This window comes from Paenibacillus sedimenti (assembly GCF_014534655.1).
Classification (GTDB): Bacteria; Bacillota; Bacilli; order Paenibacillales; family NBRC-103111; genus Paenibacillus_E; species Paenibacillus_E sedimenti.
This window is the reverse complement of sequence record NZ_JACVVD010000006.1, coordinates 1-20030: the sequence shown is the minus strand read 5'-3', so window position 1 is coordinate 20030 and position 20030 is coordinate 1. Positions and strand designations below refer to the sequence as shown.

Sequence of the window (20030 nt, the reverse complement as noted above, 5' to 3'; positions counted from 1 at the left end):
GGAGAAGGAGGAACGGAGCGTAGAGGGTTGCTACGTGAGTACCGGACTTCCCGGATTCGTTCAAGATTCGATGCCGAGTTACATCATGAGTATGCTTCGTTATCAAAGTGGGCTTTTTAAGCAACTGCTAAAATTTGTGTGTATGAGGGTGGGGCAAATGGTCGCTTCTTTTTGCATGACATTTCCATCTGGTGGAACACTGTTTAAGGATACGAATATCAGGATTTATACATCCAATATAGAACGAAAGAGGGCATGAACATGGATTTGTGGTACACAGAGAAACAAACCGACAGCTTTGGAATTACAGCCAAAGTGAAAGAAACTTACGTAAGAGAACAAACGGATTTCCAAGACCTCGCGATGATCGAAACCGAAGAGTGGGGTACGATGCTTACCTTGGACGGCATGGTCATGACAACCGTGAAAGACGAGTTCGTTTACCATGAAATGGTTGCGCATCCTGCGCTCGTGACGCACCCGAACCCTGAGAATGTGCTTGTTGTAGGCGGCGGCGACGGCGGAGTTATCCGTGAAATTATGAAGCATCCGAAAGTGAAAAAAGCCGTGCTGGTCGACATCGACGGCAAAGTGATCGAGTACTCCAAAAAATACCTTCCGACGATCGCCGGCGAGTTAGACAACCCTCGAGTTGAAGTCATCGTGAACGACGGCTACATGCATATCCATGACAACAAAAACACCTATGACGTCATCATGGTCGACTCCACAGAGCCGGTAGGCCCAGCCGTTGAGCTGTTCACAAAAGGCTTCTACCAAGGCATTTTCGACGCATTAAAAGAAGACGGTATTTTCGTTGCGCAAACCGACAATCCATGGTTCAAAGCCGATTTGATCCAAACGGTAAACCGTGACGTCAAAGAAATCTTCCCGATCGTGCGCGTTTATTGCGCAAACATTCCTACATACCCAAGCGGTCTTTGGACATTCACCATGGGCAGCAAAAAGCACGATCCGCTTCAGGTGGAGGAAGCTTCCATTCCTGAGTTCCCGACAAAATACTACACACCGCGTCTGCACGCAGCGGCATTTGTATTGCCTAGATTTGTGGAAGATTTGGTGAAATAAACTAGAAACCGTCAGATTTCTTGCGATTGCAAGAAGTGCTGGCGGTTTTTTTGTTGCTCTTGAAAAAGCGTATAAAGCCCATTGTTCGTTAATAGCGCCGCTCTGGACGCTGAATCGCGCCGCCAACGCTTAAATGAGGGCATAGCGACCAAGTGACGCAATTTTACGAACAATGTTCGGTGCTTGATGCGCCAAGCGGGAATACCTGTAACGGGAGCCTACGGACCATCCAAAGAAGAGTGAGCGCTTATGGGTATGGAAGCTCGCTATTTACCGCCCCGATCAGCCTGATTTTGCTCTCCACATTGAATTCGCAGACCTTATATTATACACTAATACCTATCTTGCCTTATCTTGACATAAGGCGTAAGCAAGCTTTGAAGAACAGGAGAATGACGGACGATGACGGCTAAGCAACGTGTGCGGATCCGGATTGAGAGCCGAAGCGGAAGCGAGACCACGGTTCAGAAGGCGAAGGGGGATCTCTATCCTAAGGGAGAGCATACCTATATCCGCTATGAAGAAGCGCAGAACGAGCTCGGACGAACTGTAACGCTTATCAAGCTGGAGACCAACCAGATTCGAATCATCCGGCAAGGTGACGTGCAGGCGGAGCAAACGTTTGTTCCTGGCGAGAAGCGGGTAGGCTTTTATCAGACGGCCCAAGGAAGAATGGAACTCGAAATCGAGACTCACGAGCTGACATCTACGGCTGAGCAAGGGATCGGCATCACGAGGTGGAGCTATGATTTATATGCATCAGGCACGCACGCAGGACATTATCGGATCAAGTTGTTGATTCAGGAGGAGTAACCAACAATGGACGTATTAAACCAAGTTAAAACGATCGTTAAACAAGCCATTACCGAAGCCGTCACAGCAGCGGGCATTATCGATGCCGCACAAATGCCGGAAATCACGTTAGAGGTGCCTAAGGACAAGGCGCACGGAGACTTTGCGACGAATGTCGCGATGCAATTGACCCGAATCGCCAAACAAAACCCAAGACAAATTGCAGAGCAAATTATTGCTAATCTGCAAAAAGAAAAGGCGTATATTGCGTCAGCTGATATTGCCGGACCGGGCTTCATTAACTTCAAAATGAATAAAGTTTACCTTTATCCGCTCATCGCGGAGGTAGCCGAGCAGGGCAGCCGTTACGGTGCTATTAATGTCGGACAAGGTCTCAAAGTACAAGTCGAGTTCGTCAGTGCGAACCCTACAGGTTCATTACATCTGGGTCATGCCCGCGGAGCGGCGGTTGGCGATGCGCTGTGCAACGTGCTCGACCTCGCCGGATACGATGTATCGCGGGAGTATTACATTAATGACGCAGGGAACCAAGTGTTGAACTTGGCCAAGTCGATCGAAGCTCGTTATCTCCAAGCGCTCGGCCAAGATGCCGAGATGCCGGAAGACGGCTACTTTGGCGAAGACATCAAAGGTTTTGCCGCTGAACTGGCTGCTGACAAAGGTGATAGCCTGCTGAGCTTGTCTGAAGAGGAGCGCCGCTCGTACTTCCGTACGTATGGTCTCGAGAAGGAGCTTGACAAAATCAAGCGTGACCTCGGCCGTTTCGGCGTTCAATTCGATCACTGGTTTTCGGAAACGTCCATTTACGAGGACAACCTCATCCCAGGCGTGCTCCAAGAGCTTCGTGACAACGGTCACGTGTATGAGGAGGACGGCGCAACCTGGTTGAACACCACACCGCTCGGTGACGATAAGAACCGCGTTCTGATCAAGAACGACGGCTCCTTCACGTACTTGACGCCGGATATCGCCTACCATCGCAACAAATTCGAGCGCGGCTACGACCGCCTGATCAATATCTGGGGTGCCGACCATCACGGCTACATCCCGCGGATGAAAGCCGCCATGACGGCGCTGGGGTTCGAAGCCGATCGGCTCGTCGTGCTGATCGCGCAGATGGTGAGCCTTTTCCAAAACGGGGAAAAGGTGAAGATGTCCAAGCGTACCGGCAAAGCCGTTACGATGGAGGACCTCATGGACGAGGTCGGCGTCGACCCGATCCGTTACTTCTTCACGATGCGCAGCATGGATTCGCATCTGGACTTTGACATGGACCTTGCGGTTTCGCAGTCCAATGAGAACCCGGTCTTCTACGTACAGTATGCACACGCACGGATTTGCAGTATCTACCGCCAGGCGGCGGAGCAAGGCATCGAGATCCTGCCGCTGGAGCAGGTCGATCTATCCCGCCTCACGGCGGAAGCCGAGTTCGACCTGCTGCGCAAAATCGGCGAGCTTCCGGAGGAAGTCGCCGTGGCTGCCGAGCAGTATGCGCCGCATCGGCTCATCCGCTATGTCTATGAACTGGCGAGCCAGTTCCATAGCTACTACAAGGGCCACTACGTCATTACGGATGACGCAGCGCTCACCCAGGCACGCCTCGCGCTGCTTGGCGCTTTGCGCACGACTTTAGCCAACGTGCTTCGCGTCGTTGGCGTATCGGCTCCAGAGCGGATGTAAGCTCCGGAAACAGCTCAAAAAGGGATCAAGCAAAGGAGTTTTCTCCTATTTGCTTGATCCCTTATTATCTTTGCTCCTGCTCGCTCGATTAAATTAACTGTAAAAAGTGCCGGATTTTCCGGCTTTTCCGCTAAATGAAGTGAATTACATGCATATAATGCTTGTAATTCCGCTGATAAATGCCGCACAAATGCAAATTCGGGAACTTACCGGCATAATTTGCATGATTTTCGGATGCCGGACGCTGCTAATGGCAATTACCGGCATTCTGTGCATGATTATAGCCCGTCAATCAACCCCCGCGGGTACCGACCATCTCGGCCGGAGCGAACTCACTTCAGCGCGCTAAGCGCACGCCGGGCATTAATCTGCCCTGGGCGCCAGCGCAAGCTTTCGCGCTTGCCGAGGTTGCTTGCGCAGCGCCTCAGGATATTCTTGATCTGCAGCGGTCCGAGGCTCGGCTTGATGGACAGCATCAAGGCGATAACGCCGCTAACGTGGGCGGTAGCCATTGAGGTTCCGCTCAGCTCGTTGTATTTGCCGTGAAGCCAGGAGGAATAAATCCGCTCGCCTGGCGCATAAACATCGATTTGCTTCCCTCGATTGCTAAAGGGAGCGATTTTACCCAGACGTGTCGTCGCGCCTACAGAGACGACCTGCGGGAAGCGGGCGGGGTAATCGACCGTTTTGCGTTTGCCGTCATTGCCTGAGGAGGCGACAATCACTTTGCCTTTGAAATAGGCATTCATAACAGCTTGCTCCAGTGACCGATTATACGTTTTCATGCCAAAGCTCATATTGATCACGTCAAGATCGTTCTGTACACACCAGTCAATGCCTGCGATAATGTCGGACACATAAGCGCTTCCGTTGTAGTCGAACGCTTTGACCGGATGAATAATTGCCCTTGGAGCAACGCCGACAATACCTGTATGCCTGCCTGTAGCAGCGATAGTTCCTGCAATATGCGTGCCGTGTCCATTATCATCATAGGGCAGCATGCTGCGGTTCAATAAATTCACACCGCGCGCAATTGACGTCCGCAAATCCGGATGGTTGTAGTCGATTCCCGTATCAATGACGCCAATCCGGACGCTCTGGCCGACTGACTTGCCCCATGCTTCCGGAGCGTCAATCTGATTGACCCCCCAAGGAATAGTTTGAGAGCCCGCGAAGATTGCCCTACGAACGGTATTTTTCTTTCCAAGGACTCGATGTACGGTTATACGGGTATCTTCTTTGATGACGGTGGCGCCGGAAATGGCCTTCAGCTTGGAATCAGCGCGAAGTGTACAGGAAAAAGCGTGAATAATGCCGAGGTCGCGTACTTTGGAGAGGTGGGTGTGGCTGGATTTCATTCGCTTCAGCTGGGATCTGCAAGCGTAATAATCCTTGGTCGATGGGAAATGGATAACGTGCTTTTTATCCGAACGTGTGGTGAGACTGATTTCCTCATTGAGCAGATGAAGAAAGGTGGCTGTATCCATGATACCATCCCCCTCGTGACAGCATATAATCGAATCTCCCCTATCTTATGTACAGGTCTTCCGGCCTGACCGTGTCATCGCCTTTTTATGAAATAAATGGGTGCGAACCCGTGTCAGATGCGTAGGTTTTACATAGGATGAATAGAGAGGCGCGGCAGGAGTGTCTCTTTCTCAGGTGGTGGAAACGTAGCGTCCCTAGCGCTACGATTCCTGAGGATACAGTCGCAAGCGAGGGGGGACCTTCGCTTGTTTTATTTTGTTTCATTCGTCCCGTATCCCTCTAACGAAACGATTCCAAGGGGATAGTTGCATTTTTAGAAAAAATAGGTTTTACTTAATGAAGATATTGGATAAGGTAGTTAGAAGAACTTGAAGAAGACGGTCGAAGGGATGTGCCTTAGATGGGTAGCGAATATACACTCAAAATCACCGCGGAGCAGGCGCGCGAAATGCCGATGGTGGATTTAGCGTTTGAATTGCTGAAATCGGCGAATACGCCTTTTTATTATCGTGACCTGATGATGGAAATTGCTAAAATTAAAGGGTTGTCCGAGCAGGATGTTATGCAGGTGATTGCCCAACTATATACAGAGATCAACATCGATGGACGTTTTGCCTGTGTAGGTTCCAACTTGTGGGGCTTGAAACGCTGGTATCCGGTTGAGAAATCCGAAGATGCGGTTGGCAATGCGAAGCGTCCTCGCATCATCAACGATGAAGACGATGATCTGGATGAGGATATTTACGCGGAGGAAGAAGAAGATACCTACGCTGAGGAAGACGACTACGATGCTTTCGGTACCGAGGGTGAAGAGGATGCCGAGGAGGATTCCGAATTCTTCGAAGATGAAGAGATCGAGGAAGAAGATCTGGGTGACGCCGGCATTGAAGAGTCTGACGAAGAACTGGAAGAAGATCTCGAAGAAGAGGAAGAGGAAGCTGAATTTGAAGATGGGGACGAAGAAGACGATAAATAACTTGTCTTGACAGCCCCTATCGGTTCAGAGTAAACTATTGCATGGGCTTTAAAAGAATCTTAACAATTCGCGAGAGCGTTCGAAAAGTGCCCCGTCACTACGGGTGTCACTTTTTTTGTTTTTCATGGATGTTTTTTCACTTCGTTATCATGAAAACCCCTGTTTTGCGGAAACTAGAAAACAGGGTGTTCAGGTGCGTACAAAAGCCAGCTGTCTGGCGTTTCTAAAAAAAATCTTAGGAGGCGTACATAGTGACAAAATACATTTTCGTAACGGGAGGCGTAGTCTCTTCCCTGGGAAAAGGAATTACCGCAGCTTCCTTGGGAAGATTGCTCAAGAACAGAGGTCTGAAGGTAACGATCCAAAAGTTTGATCCGTACATTAACGTGGACCCGGGAACGATGAGCCCTTATCAGCACGGTGAGGTGTTTGTCACCGATGACGGCGCAGAAACGGATTTGGACTTAGGCCATTATGAACGTTTTATTGATATTAATCTCTCTAAAAATTCCAATGTAACAACCGGTAAAGTGTACTCTTCCGTTATTACTAAGGAGCGTAGAGGCGAGTACCTGGGCGGAACGGTACAAGTTATCCCTCACATTACGAATGAAATTAAGGATCGCGTCCTTCGCGCTGGCCGTGAGGCACAATCCGACGTTGTCATTACTGAGATTGGCGGTACTGTTGGCGATATCGAAAGCTTGCCGTTCCTCGAAGCCATTCGTCAAATGAAAAATGACATTGGGCGCGAGAATGTCATGTATATTCACGTTACGCTGATTCCTTACATCAAAGCCGCTGGCGAAGTGAAAACGAAGCCGACGCAACATAGTGTAAAAGAACTGCGCGGTCTGGGCATTCAGCCGCATGTTATCGTTTGCCGTACCGAGCATTCCCTGACGGATGATATGAAGCGCAAGCTAGCGCTTTTCTGCGACATCGATCCGGCAGCTGTCATTGAATGTAAGGATGCCGAAACATTATACGAAGTGCCGATGATGCTGCGCGAGCAAGGTATGGACGATTATGTCGTCAATCACTTGAAGCTGAAAACCAATGAGCCGGATATGGCGGAATGGGAAAGCCTCGTACGTAAAGTCAAATCCTTGAGGAAGAAGACGGAGATTGCCATCGTCGGTAAATACGTGGCTTTGCATGACGCTTACCTCAGTATTGTAGAAGCGCTGGGTCATGCAGGGATTGATAATGATTCGGAAATTGACATCCGTTGGGTTAATGCAGAAGAAGTGTATGATCATAATGTGGATGAACTGCTTAGCGGTGTACAAGGCATTCTAGTACCAGGCGGCTTTGGCGATCGCGGCATTGAAGGCAAAGTTTCCGCCATTCGTTATGCGCGGGAGAAGAAGATTCCATTTTTCGGCATTTGCCTAGGCATGCAAGTAGCCGTTATTGAATACGCCCGTTCCGTCGCTGGGCTTAATGGTGCGAACAGCTCTGAGATCAACCCGACAACCGCTTATCCGGTTATTGATTTGCTGCCTGAGCAGAAGGATATCGAGAATCTGGGCGGAACGATGCGCCTGGGCTTATACCCTTGCAAGCTGGTTCCTGGCTCCCTTGCGGCGCTTTCCTATGATGACGAGCTGGTCTACGAAAGACATCGTCACCGGTACGAGTTTAACAACGAATACCGCGAGCTGATCGAATCAGCGGGTATGCGCATTTCCGGTACATCACCGGATGGCCGATTGGTGGAAATGATCGAGGTTCCGGAACATCCTTGGTTCCTTGCGGTACAATTCCATCCGGAGTTCACATCGCGTCCGAATCGTCCGCAGCCATTATTCCGCGAGTTCGTGAAAGCTGCATTGCAACTGACTCAATAATCTTTGCCGGTTCACCTGGCTTCCTGAAAAACCTCTTATTTGTCAAACATTTCAATAAAGTTTTGTTCCCCGGAAGGAAATCGAGAACGGATAGCGAATAATATACATTCATAGAAAATGGGAGTTCGTTATTCGTTTTTCGGGAGGGAACCAAGCTTATGAAGAAAAAAGTATTGATTGTCGATGATCAAAACGGAATTCGCGTACTACTCATGGAAGTGTTCAGCAACGAAGGATACGATACCTATCAAGCATCGAATGGTAAGCTGGCTTTAGAGATTGTCAAGAACTCCTCGCCCGACCTTGTATTACTGGATATGAAGATTCCAGGTATGGATGGTTTAGACATACTGAAGCATGTCAAAGCAATCGACCCATCCATTAAAGTGATCATGATGACGGCTTATGGTGAGCTTGACATGATTAAAGAAGCGACGGACCTTGGCGCGATCATGCATTTTACGAAGCCTTTTGATATTGATGAATTGCGAATGGCGGTCAACAAGCAGTTAAATAACGAATCAAACAATAGTTTTGCAGTGGGATCCTAATCTTTAGGGTCTTTTTTATTGTTTATATGAGGGAATTGTTAAGGGCTTGGTTATCATTTGAAAATATATGTGCTATAATAACTCAGGTATGACAAAGAGCGGTTTACGCATCTACTAAAAGGTTCTAGGAGGAAGAGAAACATGGCATTGGTTTCAATGAATGAGTTTTTACCAAAAGCAAAAGCGAACAAATTCGCGGTGGGTCAGTTCAACATGAACAACCTTGAATTCGCTCAAGCAATCGTGGACGCGGCAATCGAACTAAAATCCCCATTCATCTATGGTGTTAGCGAAGGCGCACTGAAATATATGGGTATCGAATTTACGGTAGCTATTGCGGAAGCAGCAGCTAAAAAATCCGGTCTGCCGATTGCCTTGCACCTGGATCATGGCAGCTCCTTTGAAGTAGCAATGAAATGTATCCGCGCAGGATTCAGCTCCGTTATGTTTGACGGTTCCCACTACTCCTTCGAAGAGAACATTCGCTTGACGAAAGAAGTTGTGAAAGCTGCTCGTGCAATGGGCGTATCCGTTGAGGGTGAGCTTGGAACAATCGGCGGCGTTGAGGATGACATCAGCGTGGACGAAGAGCATGCAAACCTCGCAAAACCGGAAGAAGCCATCCGTTTCTATGAAGAAACTGGCGTTGATTGCTTGGCGATCGCTGTAGGTACAGCGCATGGTATGTACGCTGGTGAACCTAACATCCACTTCGATATTATCGAAGCTGTTTCCAAAGCAATTCCAGTTCCTGTTGTATTGCACGGCGGATCCGGCGTTCCGGACGAAATGATCCGTAAATCCATCGCAGCTGGCGTTGGTAAAATCAACGTGAACACTGAAAACCAAGTGGCTTGCACAGAAGCAATTCGTGAAGTGCTGAACAAAGATGCGAAAGTGTACGATCCTCGCAAATACCTTACACCTGCTCGCAAAGCGATGGTAGATGTTGTAAAATCCAAAATTCAATTGTTCGGAAGCAGCAATCAAGCTTAATTCCAACTGTATAGATATTGTGGGAAATGCATTTTTTATGATGCGTTTCCCTCTTCTGTTTTTTCACGGGACAGCTCTGTCCTAATCACAGCAAGTAGGCACCTGATGTAGGGGGAGAATCATGTTGGAAAAATTAATGGTGGTCGGTGGCCGTCCACTACGGGGAACGATTCAAATAAGCGGAGCGAAGAACAGCGCTGTCGCTTTGATTCCGGCTGCAGTTCTTGCAGAGACGTCAGTAACTTTGGATAATCTGCCTCATCTCAGCGATGTGGCTACATATACAGAAATTTTAACGGACTTAGGTGCAACGATTGATTGGAATGAGGATCGCATGACGATTGATCCGAGTTCTATGAAATCTCTTCCGATGCCCAATGGCAAAGTGAAGAAGTTGCGTGCTTCCTACTACTTGATGGGAGCGTTGCTTGGTAGATTTGGAGAGGCGACAATCGGGCTTCCCGGAGGGTGTAATTTTGAACCTCGTCCGATCGACCTGCATATTAAAGGCTTTGAAGCACTGGGTGCGGTAGTCAGTAATGAAAACGGAGCATTAAAAATACGCGCAAAAGAACTGCGTGGCGCAAAGATTTATTTGGACATGGCCAGTGTCGGGGCTACCATCAATATCATGCTCGCGGCATCTCGTGCCAAAGGCTTTACTCTTATTGAAAATGCGGCCAAAGAGCCTGAAATCATAGATGTTGCTACTCTATTAAACTCGATGGGCGCCAAAATTAAAGGCGCAGGGACCGAAACGATCCGTATTGAAGGCGTTACGGAAATGCATGGCTGCCGTCATTCCATTATCCCTGACCGTATTCAAGCCGGTACTTACATGATTGCTGCGGCGGCAACGCGCGGTGATGTCACTGTGGATAATGTAATTCCTAAGCACATGGAAGCTCTTACCGCTAAACTTCAGGAAATGGGCGTACATATCTACGAAATGGATGAATCCATACGCGTGGTAGGTCAGCCTGAATACGAGAGCGTGGATGTAAAAGCACTCGTTTACCCGGGATTTGCGACGGATTTACAATCTCCGATGGCGAGTCTCCTGACTCAAGCACGCGGAGTTAGCATACTAACAGATCATGTTTACAGCAATCGTTTTAAGCATATTCCTGAACTTGTTCGTATGGGAGCAAAAATGAAAGTGGAAGGCCGCTCCGCCATTATCGAAGGTTCTCAGCTTAGTTCAGCCAAAGTAAGAGCTACGGACCTGCGGGCAGGCGCTTCGCTCGTTATCGCCGGATTAAGTGTTCGCAGCGGTGGAGTCACTGAAGTATCCGGTGTCGAGTTCATTGACCGAGGCTATGAGAATCTGGTGTTTAACCTGTCGTCGCTCGGGGCTGAGGTTTGGCGTGAAAGCGAGGAATAAAGTTCCAACTAACAGGCAATGCTAGAATCCAATTGAAAATTTAATAGTTTGGTGGTTGAAAATAAATGAGCATGCAACTTGCTGAGCTTGAACTTCTCAAGCTTACCGATTTATATAAGCTGGCCAAGAAACACCAGATTCCATACTATGGACAGCTTAAGAAAAAAGAACTTATTTTTGCTATATTGCGCGCACAAGCTGCCGAAAGCGGTCTGATGTTTATGCAAGGTGTCCTCGAAATACTTCAGGAAGGTTTCGGTTTCTTGAGACCGATTAATTACCTGCCGAGTTCGGAGGACATCTACATCTCCGCTTCTCAAATTCGGAAGTTCGATCTTCGTTCCGGAGACGTCGTTTCTGGAAAATGTCGGCCTCCTAAGGAGAATGAGCGATATTTCGGTCTCCTGCAGGTAGAAGCGGTCAATGGAGAGAAGCCGGAAACAGCGTCCGAACGTCTCCATTTTCCAGCGTTAACGCCTCTTTACCCGCAAACCCGAGTCATTCTCGAAACAACCCCTAACAAGCTTTCCACACGTATTATGGATATGCTGGCGCCGGTCGGTCTCGGCCAACGCGGTTTGATCGTAGCCCCCCCAAAAGCAGGGAAAACGTTACTTCTCAAAGAAATCGCCAATAGTATCTCCACCAATTACCCGGATATCGAACTTTTCGTTTTGCTCATTGATGAGCGTCCTGAGGAAGTAACAGATATGCAGCGTTCAGTCAAAGGCGAAGTCGTTGCCTCTACTTTTGATGAGCTGCCAGAGAACCACATTAAAGTGGCGGAGCTTGTTTTGGAACGCGCGATGCGGTTAGTCGAGCATAAGAAGGATGTTGTTATTCTTTTGGACAGCATCACACGTCTGGCAAGAGCATATAACCTTGTTGTTCCGCCAACAGGCCGGACATTGTCCGGTGGTATTGACCCGGGTGCATTTCATCGTCCGAAGCGTTTCTTCGGGGCTGCCCGTAACATTGAAGAAGGCGGCAGCTTGACCATACTTGCAACAGCACTGATTGAAACAGGATCTCGTATGGATGACGTCATTTATGAAGAATTTAAAGGTACGGGAAATTTAGAACTTCATCTTGATCGTAAAATGGCTGAGCGTCGAATCTTCCCTGCGATCGATATTCGCAGATCCGGCACGCGCCGCGAAGAAGCGCTTCTCGGTAAGGAAGAGCTCGAGAAAATTTGGGCGCTGCGTAAAGGCATGAACGATTCGCATGAATATACAGAAGCTTTTATCAAAAAGCTGGCCGATACCAAGACCAATCAAGAGTTTTTGGAGTCGCTCGCATCACCTTCTGCCGGCACGGGAACCGGCGGGAATAAAGGCGGCAAAGTCAAAAACTCCGCATCTTAAACTCAACCCCACAAAGTGACGCCAAGCTCTGGAGCATATTCCGTCCGCATCGAGCTTAAGTTCGATCGGCGTCTAAACTCACGATTCAAAGCGGTCATACTTCTCTGAATTGCTGCGATAAGAGTTTAGACATTACTTTGTGGGGGCCCCAAATGAATATTAGGAGTTCTTGCCATGAACCTGGTTTACGCTGACTCACAAGGTAACGTTTTCGATCATCCCGATTATTTGGCGCTTGGTCGTAACGCTGAAATGATTACAGAAATTTTGGATGAAGAGCTTATCCCGCTGCCCGAAGGGGCAACGCTGGTGAGTCTTCCTTTCACTCGCCCGGTCGGGATTGATGCGGAGACAGGAGATATGAAGCTTGTAGAGGGAGATTATCATGCCGTAGGCGCTCTTCTTCCTCAAGGGTTCACAAGGCTGCTGCTTCCCGGATATGTCAAATCCGATAAGACCAAAGTGCTGCCGCTATTCGGCTACACGGCCGTCGTATGGAAAGAGGATGCCTTCTATGTTGCGGCTCGTCAGAGCGACAACCCGTACTACTGGAACCCGGTGAACTGTGACCCGGGCGAGCTGGAAGTCGAAGTCAAGCGTCTGGTTGCGAAGTATCCGGACAATCGTCTTTACCAGCACTTGTCCAACTGCGCGCTGGGCTATGAATGCTTGACCGCGTCGAACACCTTCCTGCAGCGCTGGGAGGGAGCGGTTCCCGTCTCCTACTCCTGCAATGCGGGCTGCTTCGGATGTATCTCCGAACAGCCGGATGACAGCGGCTTTCCTGCCCCGCAGACGCGGATGAATTTTAAGCCGCAAGTTGAAGAGATTGTACAGATCATGCTTGAACACCTGCGCACGCCGGAGAGTATAATCTCCTTCGGTCAAGGTTGCGAAGGCGAACCGAGCACGCAGGCAACGATTATTATCGAAGCGATGAAACAAGTGCGCCAGCAGACGAAGATGGGCTACATCAATATCAATACCAACGCGGGTCTCACCGACCATATCCGCGGCATTGTCGATGCCGGACTCGACCTGATGCGAGTCAGTACGATCAGCGCGCTCGACGACCACTACAACGCTTATTACAAGCCTAGAGCCTACACGCTTAAGAACGTGGAGAAGTCGCTGCGTTACGCTACCGATAAGGGCGTCATCACATCCATCAACTATCTCGTATTCCCAGGGGTAACCGACCGGGAAGAAGAGATTGAAGCGATGATTGAATTTGTACGCAGAACCGGATTAAAACTGATCCAACTGCGTAACTTAAATATTGATCCCGAGAGCTATCTGAGCATCATTCCTAAAGCTCGAGGAGAACTGCTTGGCATGAAGCAGATGATTGAGATTTTCCAAGAGGAATTGCCGGATGTCGTGATCGGCTCCTATACGCATACCCCTGAGTTTTATACCAGAGAGCGTTCGCTCGCAGCGAAGCTTTAAGCCAGATCCTACCGCAAGGATTGTTATTGCATGAAGACTTTCTGACGTGATATAATGCGTTAGTGTGTCAATATAACTCTGTTTCAGCAAATGATTCAGGGCAGAAAGAGGTGAACCTAACATGAAAGCAGCGATTCATCCTACTTATCATGTAACCACAGTGACTTGTGCATGTGGTAATGTGTTCGAGACAGGCTCCATTAAGCAAAATCTTCGCGTTGAGATTTGCTCTAATTGCCATCCGTTCTACACAGGTAAACAAAAGTTTATCGATGCAGGCGGCCGTGTCGACAAATTCAAAAAGAAATACGGCATCTAATTGGCATCAATTACTTGACTGCCAATCGGCATAAGACAACCTCCCTTGGTCATCCTAAGCTTAGGCTTAGAGTCTATAGGGAGGTGTTTTTATGTTCACAGGTGCGCTAAGAATTGCAGTCACAGTTATATTGATCATGAGTCTCGTCGGCTGCGGCAACATGAACAACCGGACAACGGATGATCAAACTTACAAAGCAAAATCGTACCCAAGCGATGGATTATTAGGAGCAACGAGCGTGAATCCGAATGACCCTTTGAATCCAACATATCATCATTATGAAGATGATTCGAATCTGATGAAGGCTGTCTTAGCTCAGCTTCCGGGCATTGATACATCAAGCATAACAATCAACGGACCGGTCGCCCGTGTGAAAGTAAAACCTAAACCTGATTTGACGGATGCCCAAGTGGATGAGCTTCGGTCACAGGTTCAAATGGCGCTTGATACAAACATGCCTCGTTATGATGTAAGAGTGAGGATGATCAGGTAGGTTTTACCCTTGGTTGCTATTTGCTATCGAATCGGCTATACTTATTTTTACCGTGCTAGATGGGGAGGTAGCGGTGCCCTGTAACTCGCAATCCGCTGTAGCGGGGTTGAATCCCTGTTAGAGGTACTGTGATGTGAGGTCTGGCTTTTACACGTGGTGTTGAGAGTCGGGTCCTTCGCAATGAATGCTTGTGAACCCGGTCAGGTCTGGAAGGAAGCAGCCGTAAGCAAGATGTTTCATGTGCCGAAGGGTTGCCTAACTTGAGCTAACGATAAAAGTACGCTCGTATCCCTTTATCAATAACAGGTGCACGGTTTTCTCATAAAAATATAACGATAACAAACGACAACGTCCAGAATGCTGGGCGTTTTTTTCTTATTCAATTGGAGGAAAATTCTTACTATAAGGAGAATGATTATATGATTCTAATTAATGGAAGCGCTTGCGATATGGTGGGTCAAAGAAGGGGTGCTACAGAATTGTCTATTCATGACGTGGGGCATTACACGGTATCCATGGAAGAAGTGAGAAAGCTGGTGAATCATAGCATACAAAGCAGTATGCTCGTTGTGGATGAAGAGGGAAGGGTCATTCTGGCAACGGACAAGTTATTGAAGTTCTCCGGATACTCAGCAGAAGAGATTACAAGCATACCGTTTTCCCGGTTGTTTAAGGTGAGAGCATCGCTTCGTGAGTTGTACGATTTTTACTTTAGCGATGAATCGGGTCCTGTAGAATGGCCGCACGGATTCCTGATGAGTAAGAATGGTGAAACGATACATTACCAATTTTCGATGGCCAGGCTCGTCCGAGATGAGAAGGTAGTCTATTTGATGATCATGAGAAACCAGCTGGAAGGTTCTCAGCTTAATTTGTTGCAGCGCTTTTCAGACGCCTTTTTGAAGGATGTTAATTTGGGTGTTTTATTAATTAGCATGAATTACACGTTGGTTGATATAAGCGATATGGCGTGCCGGATTCTTGGTTTGGAACGCGAAACCATCTTGAACATGTCCTTGGATGAGGTATTTGCAACGGTTCCTTCTGAACATCGATTAGTACAGCGTACAATTCTGAATGGCATGGTCGTACGTAATTATGCGGTTTCGTGGACGAACAATCATGAACGTTTCGAATTGCTGCTCGATTCCAATGTGCTTAAAGATAATCAAGGGAATATGGTAGGAGCTTACATCATTTTCAAAGATGTGACCAATATGCGGTCTTTGGAGGAGATGGTGCAGCGCAGCGACCGGCTTGCCATGATTGGTCAGATCGCCGCGGGAACCGCACACGAGATTCGGAATCCATTGACCTCTATTAAAGGCTTTCTTCAGGTGCTCCGTCGTACCTTTGAAGTTCAAGGGATGAGTAAAGAGCAAAGCTACACGGAGGTCATGCTTACTGAGATTAACCGAATTAATGAGCTTGTGAATGAGTTTTTGCTGCTCAGTAAACCTAAGCATGTATCTTATGAACGGATTGACTTATCTGAGGTACTGAGAGGAATTTTGCCGATTATTAATAATGAAGCGATCCTTTATAATGTACATTTACAGTATGAAGCGTCCTATCACCTGCCCGAAGTTATTGCAGATCAAGAATTGCTTAAGCAAGTTTTTTTGAATATTTGTAAGAATGGCATTGAAGCTATGTCGGATGGAGGGGTGTTAACAATCACAGAGAAAGTGGATACGACGGAAAGGAACGTATGTATTGATATTCATGATACCGGATCAGGAATCCCGATGTTTGTCATTGATAAAATTTTCGATCCTTTTTTTACGACCAAAGATACCGGTACAGGACTCGGGTTGTCCGTATGTCAACGGATTATTCATGATATGGGGGGAAGCATTAAGGTGTCATCCAAAGGCTATGGGACTACCTTCACCATCGTCATTCCCTATGCCTGATCCTCTATTTCATCCCTAGTGAGGTTATAGTATAATAAAGTCAATAGCTCTATGCAGGGATTATTGGAGAGGAACTTTATGGCACATATTGCTTTATATCGAACTTGGAGATCCCAGACGTTTCGTGAAGTCGTAGGACAGAAACATATAACGCAAACGCTGCAGAATTCCCTTAGAGAAAATCGTCTTACTCACGCTTACTTGTTCAATGGACCTCGTGGAACCGGTAAAACCAGTACAGCCAAAATATTAGCCAAAGCGGTTAACTGCGAGAACGGTCCCGCAGAGGAACCATGCAACGAATGTTCTGCTTGTAAGCGAATTACCGAAGGGGCTGTTATGGATGTCGTTGAAATTGATGCGGCCTCTAACCGCGGCGTCGAAGAGATTCGCGATATTCGTGATAAAGTCAAGTATGCACCAACTGAAGTACGGCAGAAAGTTTACATTATCGATGAAGTGCATATGCTGACGACAGAAGCCTTTAATGCATTGCTGAAAACGCTCGAGGAGCCTCCGGCCCACGTCATGTTCATTCTGGCTACGACCGAACCGCACAAAATCCCAGCCACGATCATATCCCGTTGTCAGCGATTCGACTTCCGGCGCGTTTCTATGGAAGAACAGGTGCAGCGGCTGCAGTACGTATGCGATCAAGAGCATATCTCCATCAGCGAGGAAGCGCTGCATTACATTGCAAGGCTGTCCGATGGGGGGATGCGGGATGCGCTCAGCCTTTTGGATCAGGCGGCTTCCTTTGCAACAGGCGAGGTACAGCTTTCTGACATACTGTCCATTACCGGCGGCGTAGCTGCGGATCAATTTAAGAAGCTAGTGCTTGCGATTAAAGATAAAGAGTTGGGAACCGCACTCGAGCTCATTGATACATTCATGCAAGAAGGTAAGAGCGCCGACAAATGCATCGAGAATTTGATTGATTATTTCCGTGATTTGCTCATGGTTCGTATGGTGCCTAATTCGCCGGTCATTACAGAGCGGGTTTTTGATATGAACGAGCTGCGGGAAGTAGCTGGTCATTTCTCACCTGCCGATATGATGGCGATTATCGAAACGCTCAATCATTATCAGAGCGAAATGAAATATTCCGTTCAACCTCAGACCCTGCTGGAGATTTCGATCATGAAAATATCAGGGGGCCACAGGGGAGCCGAGGCTGGCGTATTGTCCAGTGGCACAAGCCATGCTGCTTCTGCGGAGGGTGATATCATCGGACAGTTGACCAAAAAGCTGCAGCAACTTGAAGAACAGCTAGCAGGACTGGTAAAATCGGGAGTAACGGCTGCTGACTCGCAATCCAAGCCGGCATCTCCGCAGAGGCCATCACTTGCCGCTGTTCCGGCCAAAAAGTCAGGCATCAAACTTGACGGTTACCTGAAGGCGGTAGATGCCCCTGAGACCAAGTCGGCTCTCATGAAATGGAGTCAAGTCCTCGGTCTAGTGAAAGAGAAAAAAATCACTGTTCATGCATGGTTCGTTAATGGTGATCTCGTATCTACGCTAGAGGATACCGTTCTGGTCGCATTCAAGAATGAAATGCACCGTAATACGACGGAGAAGCCGGAAAATAAGCAACTCATCGAGCAAGTGCTGACTTCAGTGCTGGGCCAGCCGTATCGTTTGCTCACCGTTATGCGTAAGGAATGGGATGATGCGCAGAATGAGGCCGCGGCTGCTCCGGAAATTATGGAACTACAGCCTGAAGACGGCTCTGGCGGTAAACCCAAAGAAGAGTGGATATCCGAAGCGATACAGCTTTTTGGTGAAGATTTGGTCACAATTAAAGATGAATAAGAGGGAGCTACTTACCAATGAATAACATGAACCAAATGATGAAGCAAGTGAAGAAAATGCAAGAGCAAATGATGAAGGCGCAAGAGGAACTGGGTACTAAAATGATCGAAGGAACAGCTGGCGGCGGTGTTGTCACTGTTATCGTTAACGGTCACAAGAAAGTACAAAGCATCACGATTAAGCCTGAGGCTGTTGATCCTGACGATGTAGAAATGCTGCAAGACCTTGTTCTGACTGCTGTGAACGATGCAATGACCAAAGCAGAAGAGCTAGCGAACAAAGATATGGGCAAATTCACAGGCGGCATGAACCTCCCTGGTTTGTTCTAAGCACACCTGAAGAGCGAATCTGACTGATGAAGGAGAACTTCCGTTGTATTACCCCGAACCGATAGCCAAATTAATCGATGCTTTCTCCCGCCTGCCGGGGGTAGGTCCCAAAACGGCGGGGCGCCTGGCCTTTCACGTCCTTCGTATGAAAGAAGAAGATGTGACCGACTTCGCCAAGGCGCTGGTCAACGTGAAACGTAACCTTCACTATTGCTCGGTCTGTTGTAACATTACGGACATCGATCCCTGCCGCATCTGTCAAGATAAGAGCAGGGACGGTTCCGTCATCTGTGTCGTTCAAGAGCCCAAGGATTTGGTGGCGCTCGAGCGGACCAAAGAATTTGAGGGGTATTATCACGTGCTGCACGGTGCAATTTCGCCTATGGAAGGCATCGGTCCTGATCAGATTCATATCGCTGAGTTGCTCAAACGTCTAAGCGATGAGAAGGTACAGGAGCTTATTCTCGCTACGAACCCGAATATTGAGGGGGAAGCGACAGCGATGTACCTTTCGAGACTGGTCAAGTCCTTTGGACTCCGTGTAACGCGCATTGCGCACGGTTTGCCGGTCGGAGGCGACTTGGAGTATGCGGATGAAGTGACTCTGACCAAAGCGATGGAAGGTCGCAGGGAATTATAATCAATATTGAAACATTTGGGAGAGAGCTGTTTAGGCTCTCTTTTTTGTTTTCCCTAAAAAACGCGGTAGAGTTCTAATTCTACCGTCCCTCCAGTATGTATTAAATAACACTTTATTATTGCTGGAATGGAGGGGCAAGAGCGTGAAACCAGTATTGCAATGGCCTTATGGGAAAAAGAGCTTAAAAGCTAAAACAGAGAAGGAAACGATTTTGAAGGACAAGCAGATGCTTGTATTTGAAATACGCAAAGCACACCAGAACTGGGTAGCGGCGCAGGCGCATTTTGAATTTGCCTTAGATAAAGATCAGGTTGACTATGCGATCTATGCGTTAGAAGCGGCAGAAAAGCGATTTGAAATGTTAATTAAACAAGCCAAACAATCGGGAATCAGTTTAATAGATACGGATCGCTTGACGGAGGTGTAAACGTGTATCTCAAGTATGTGATGTGGGGCTTGCTCGTATTATCATCTATGATGCTTATATTTATCTTGTTTCGAAATCGCCGAGCGGGCAGATGGTTGTCCGCTATCGCGCTGAATATTGCTTTTGCTGCCTTCATTTTATATGTATTGAATTTACTCAGTGCATATACGAATTTTGAGCTGCCTATTAATACTGCTACGCTAGGGACGGTAACGGTACTCGGAGTTCCTGGTATTCTTCTTCTTGTTTGTTTGAAGCTTACGTTGCTTTAATGGCAGAAAAATACATGTAATTTTGGGTTGACTCTCTTATTGCGTCTGTGGTATCTTATTAAAGTCGCCGTTGAGAGACGGGCGAAAGTAACTTGAGAAAAACAAGTTGCAAAAGAAATGTTAGTGTGTTATATTAATCTTCCGGCTTTCGAAAGAGAGCGGGATGGACGAGAGTC

19 protein-coding genes and 1 other RNA gene are annotated in these 20030 nt (G+C 47.8%); 19 read left to right on the top strand and 1 reads right to left on the bottom strand.

All coding sequences use genetic code 11. The annotated features are described in order from the left end of the window. Positions 1-261: 261 nt before the first annotated feature. The 3 genes from speE to argS all read left to right on the top strand — a co-directional run bounded on the left by speE (position 262) and on the right by argS (position 3582). Positions 262-1089 carry a polyamine aminopropyltransferase gene (gene speE / locus ICC18_RS17530; protein WP_188175746.1) on the top strand — a complete coding sequence of 276 codons (828 nt, stop codon included), beginning with the start codon at positions 262-264 and terminating at the stop codon, positions 1087-1089. 402 nt (positions 1090-1491) lie between these two features. Beyond that, positions 1492-1902, top strand: coding sequence for a YwiB family protein (locus ICC18_RS17525; protein WP_188175745.1), 411 nt, complete (start codon positions 1492-1494; stop codon positions 1900-1902). Between the two features lie 6 nt (positions 1903-1908). Beyond that, positions 1909-3582 (top strand): arginine--tRNA ligase, encoded by a 1674-nt coding sequence (argS, locus tag ICC18_RS17520; protein WP_188175744.1) that lies wholly within the window; start codon positions 1909-1911, stop codon positions 3580-3582. A 332-nt stretch (positions 3583-3914) separates the two neighbouring features. On the opposite strand, the gene ICC18_RS17515 is transcribed toward argS, so the two are convergent. Then, complete coding sequence (locus tag ICC18_RS17515) at positions 3915-5069, bottom strand: S8 family peptidase (RefSeq protein WP_188175743.1); 1155 nt, start codon at positions 5067-5069, stop codon at positions 3915-3917. A gap of 401 nt (positions 5070-5470) precedes the next feature. Between ICC18_RS17515 and rpoE the strand changes: the two genes are divergently transcribed. From rpoE to ICC18_RS17435, 16 genes are all read left to right on the top strand, one after another. Then, positions 5471-6046 (top strand): DNA-directed RNA polymerase subunit delta, encoded by a 576-nt coding sequence (rpoE, locus tag ICC18_RS17510; RefSeq protein ID WP_188175742.1) that lies wholly within the window; start codon positions 5471-5473, stop codon positions 6044-6046. Between the two features lie 251 nt (positions 6047-6297). Continuing rightward, on the top strand, positions 6298-7899 hold the full coding sequence (pyrG, locus tag ICC18_RS17505) for a CTP synthase (protein WP_188175741.1): 1602 nt from the start codon (positions 6298-6300) through the stop codon (positions 7897-7899). A gap of 158 nt (positions 7900-8057) precedes the next feature. Beyond that, positions 8058-8450, top strand: coding sequence for a response regulator (locus ICC18_RS17500; RefSeq protein WP_188175740.1), 393 nt, complete (start codon positions 8058-8060; stop codon positions 8448-8450). 141 nt (positions 8451-8591) lie between these two features. Continuing rightward, positions 8592-9446, top strand: a complete 855-nt coding sequence (gene fba / locus ICC18_RS17495) for a class II fructose-1,6-bisphosphate aldolase (protein ID WP_188175739.1) — start codon at positions 8592-8594, stop codon at positions 9444-9446. A 124-nt stretch (positions 9447-9570) separates the two neighbouring features. Further along, entirely contained in the window at positions 9571-10830 is a 1260-nt protein-coding gene (murA, locus tag ICC18_RS17490) for a UDP-N-acetylglucosamine 1-carboxyvinyltransferase (protein ID WP_188176039.1), read from the top strand. A 65-nt stretch (positions 10831-10895) separates the two neighbouring features. After that, on the top strand, positions 10896-12197 hold the full coding sequence (gene rho / locus ICC18_RS17485; RefSeq protein ID WP_188175738.1) for a transcription termination factor Rho: 1302 nt from the start codon (positions 10896-10898) through the stop codon (positions 12195-12197). A 174-nt stretch (positions 12198-12371) separates the two neighbouring features. Beyond that, a complete protein-coding gene (locus ICC18_RS17480; protein ID WP_188175737.1) occupies positions 12372-13646 on the top strand; it encodes a radical SAM family protein in 1275 nt (424 codons plus the stop codon). A 121-nt stretch (positions 13647-13767) separates the two neighbouring features. Then, positions 13768-13965 carry a 50S ribosomal protein L31 gene (rpmE, locus tag ICC18_RS17475; protein WP_188175736.1) on the top strand — a complete coding sequence of 66 codons (198 nt, stop codon included), beginning with the start codon at positions 13768-13770 and terminating at the stop codon, positions 13963-13965. A gap of 91 nt (positions 13966-14056) precedes the next feature. Further along, entirely contained in the window at positions 14057-14458 is a 402-nt protein-coding gene (locus tag ICC18_RS17470) for a hypothetical protein (protein ID WP_188175735.1), read from the top strand. A 50-nt stretch (positions 14459-14508) separates the two neighbouring features. Continuing rightward, an RNA gene (gene ffs / locus ICC18_RS17465) (signal recognition particle sRNA large type) lies at positions 14509-14772 on the top strand. Between the two features lie 105 nt (positions 14773-14877). Next, positions 14878-16374: an ATP-binding protein gene (locus ICC18_RS17460; protein WP_223192663.1), complete on the top strand. Its 1497-nt coding sequence runs from the start codon at positions 14878-14880 to the stop codon at positions 16372-16374. A gap of 78 nt (positions 16375-16452) precedes the next feature. Next, entirely contained in the window at positions 16453-18186 is a 1734-nt protein-coding gene (gene dnaX / locus ICC18_RS17455) for a DNA polymerase III subunit gamma/tau (RefSeq protein WP_188175734.1), read from the top strand. A gap of 17 nt (positions 18187-18203) precedes the next feature. After that, positions 18204-18515, top strand: a complete 312-nt coding sequence (locus ICC18_RS17450) for a YbaB/EbfC family nucleoid-associated protein (RefSeq protein ID WP_188175733.1) — start codon at positions 18204-18206, stop codon at positions 18513-18515. Between the two features lie 43 nt (positions 18516-18558). Then, entirely contained in the window at positions 18559-19155 is a 597-nt protein-coding gene (gene recR, locus ICC18_RS17445; RefSeq protein WP_188175732.1) for a recombination mediator RecR, read from the top strand. A gap of 142 nt (positions 19156-19297) precedes the next feature. Then, on the top strand, positions 19298-19582 hold the full coding sequence (locus ICC18_RS17440; RefSeq protein ID WP_312029549.1) for a DUF2508 family protein: 285 nt from the start codon (positions 19298-19300) through the stop codon (positions 19580-19582). Positions 19583-19584: 2 nt separating this feature from the next. Beyond that, the gene (locus ICC18_RS17435) at positions 19585-19854 is read left to right on the top strand and encodes a pro-sigmaK processing inhibitor BofA family protein (protein WP_312029548.1); all 270 of its coding nucleotides are present in this window, start codon (positions 19585-19587) and stop codon (positions 19852-19854) included. Positions 19855-20030 lie beyond the last annotated feature (176 nt).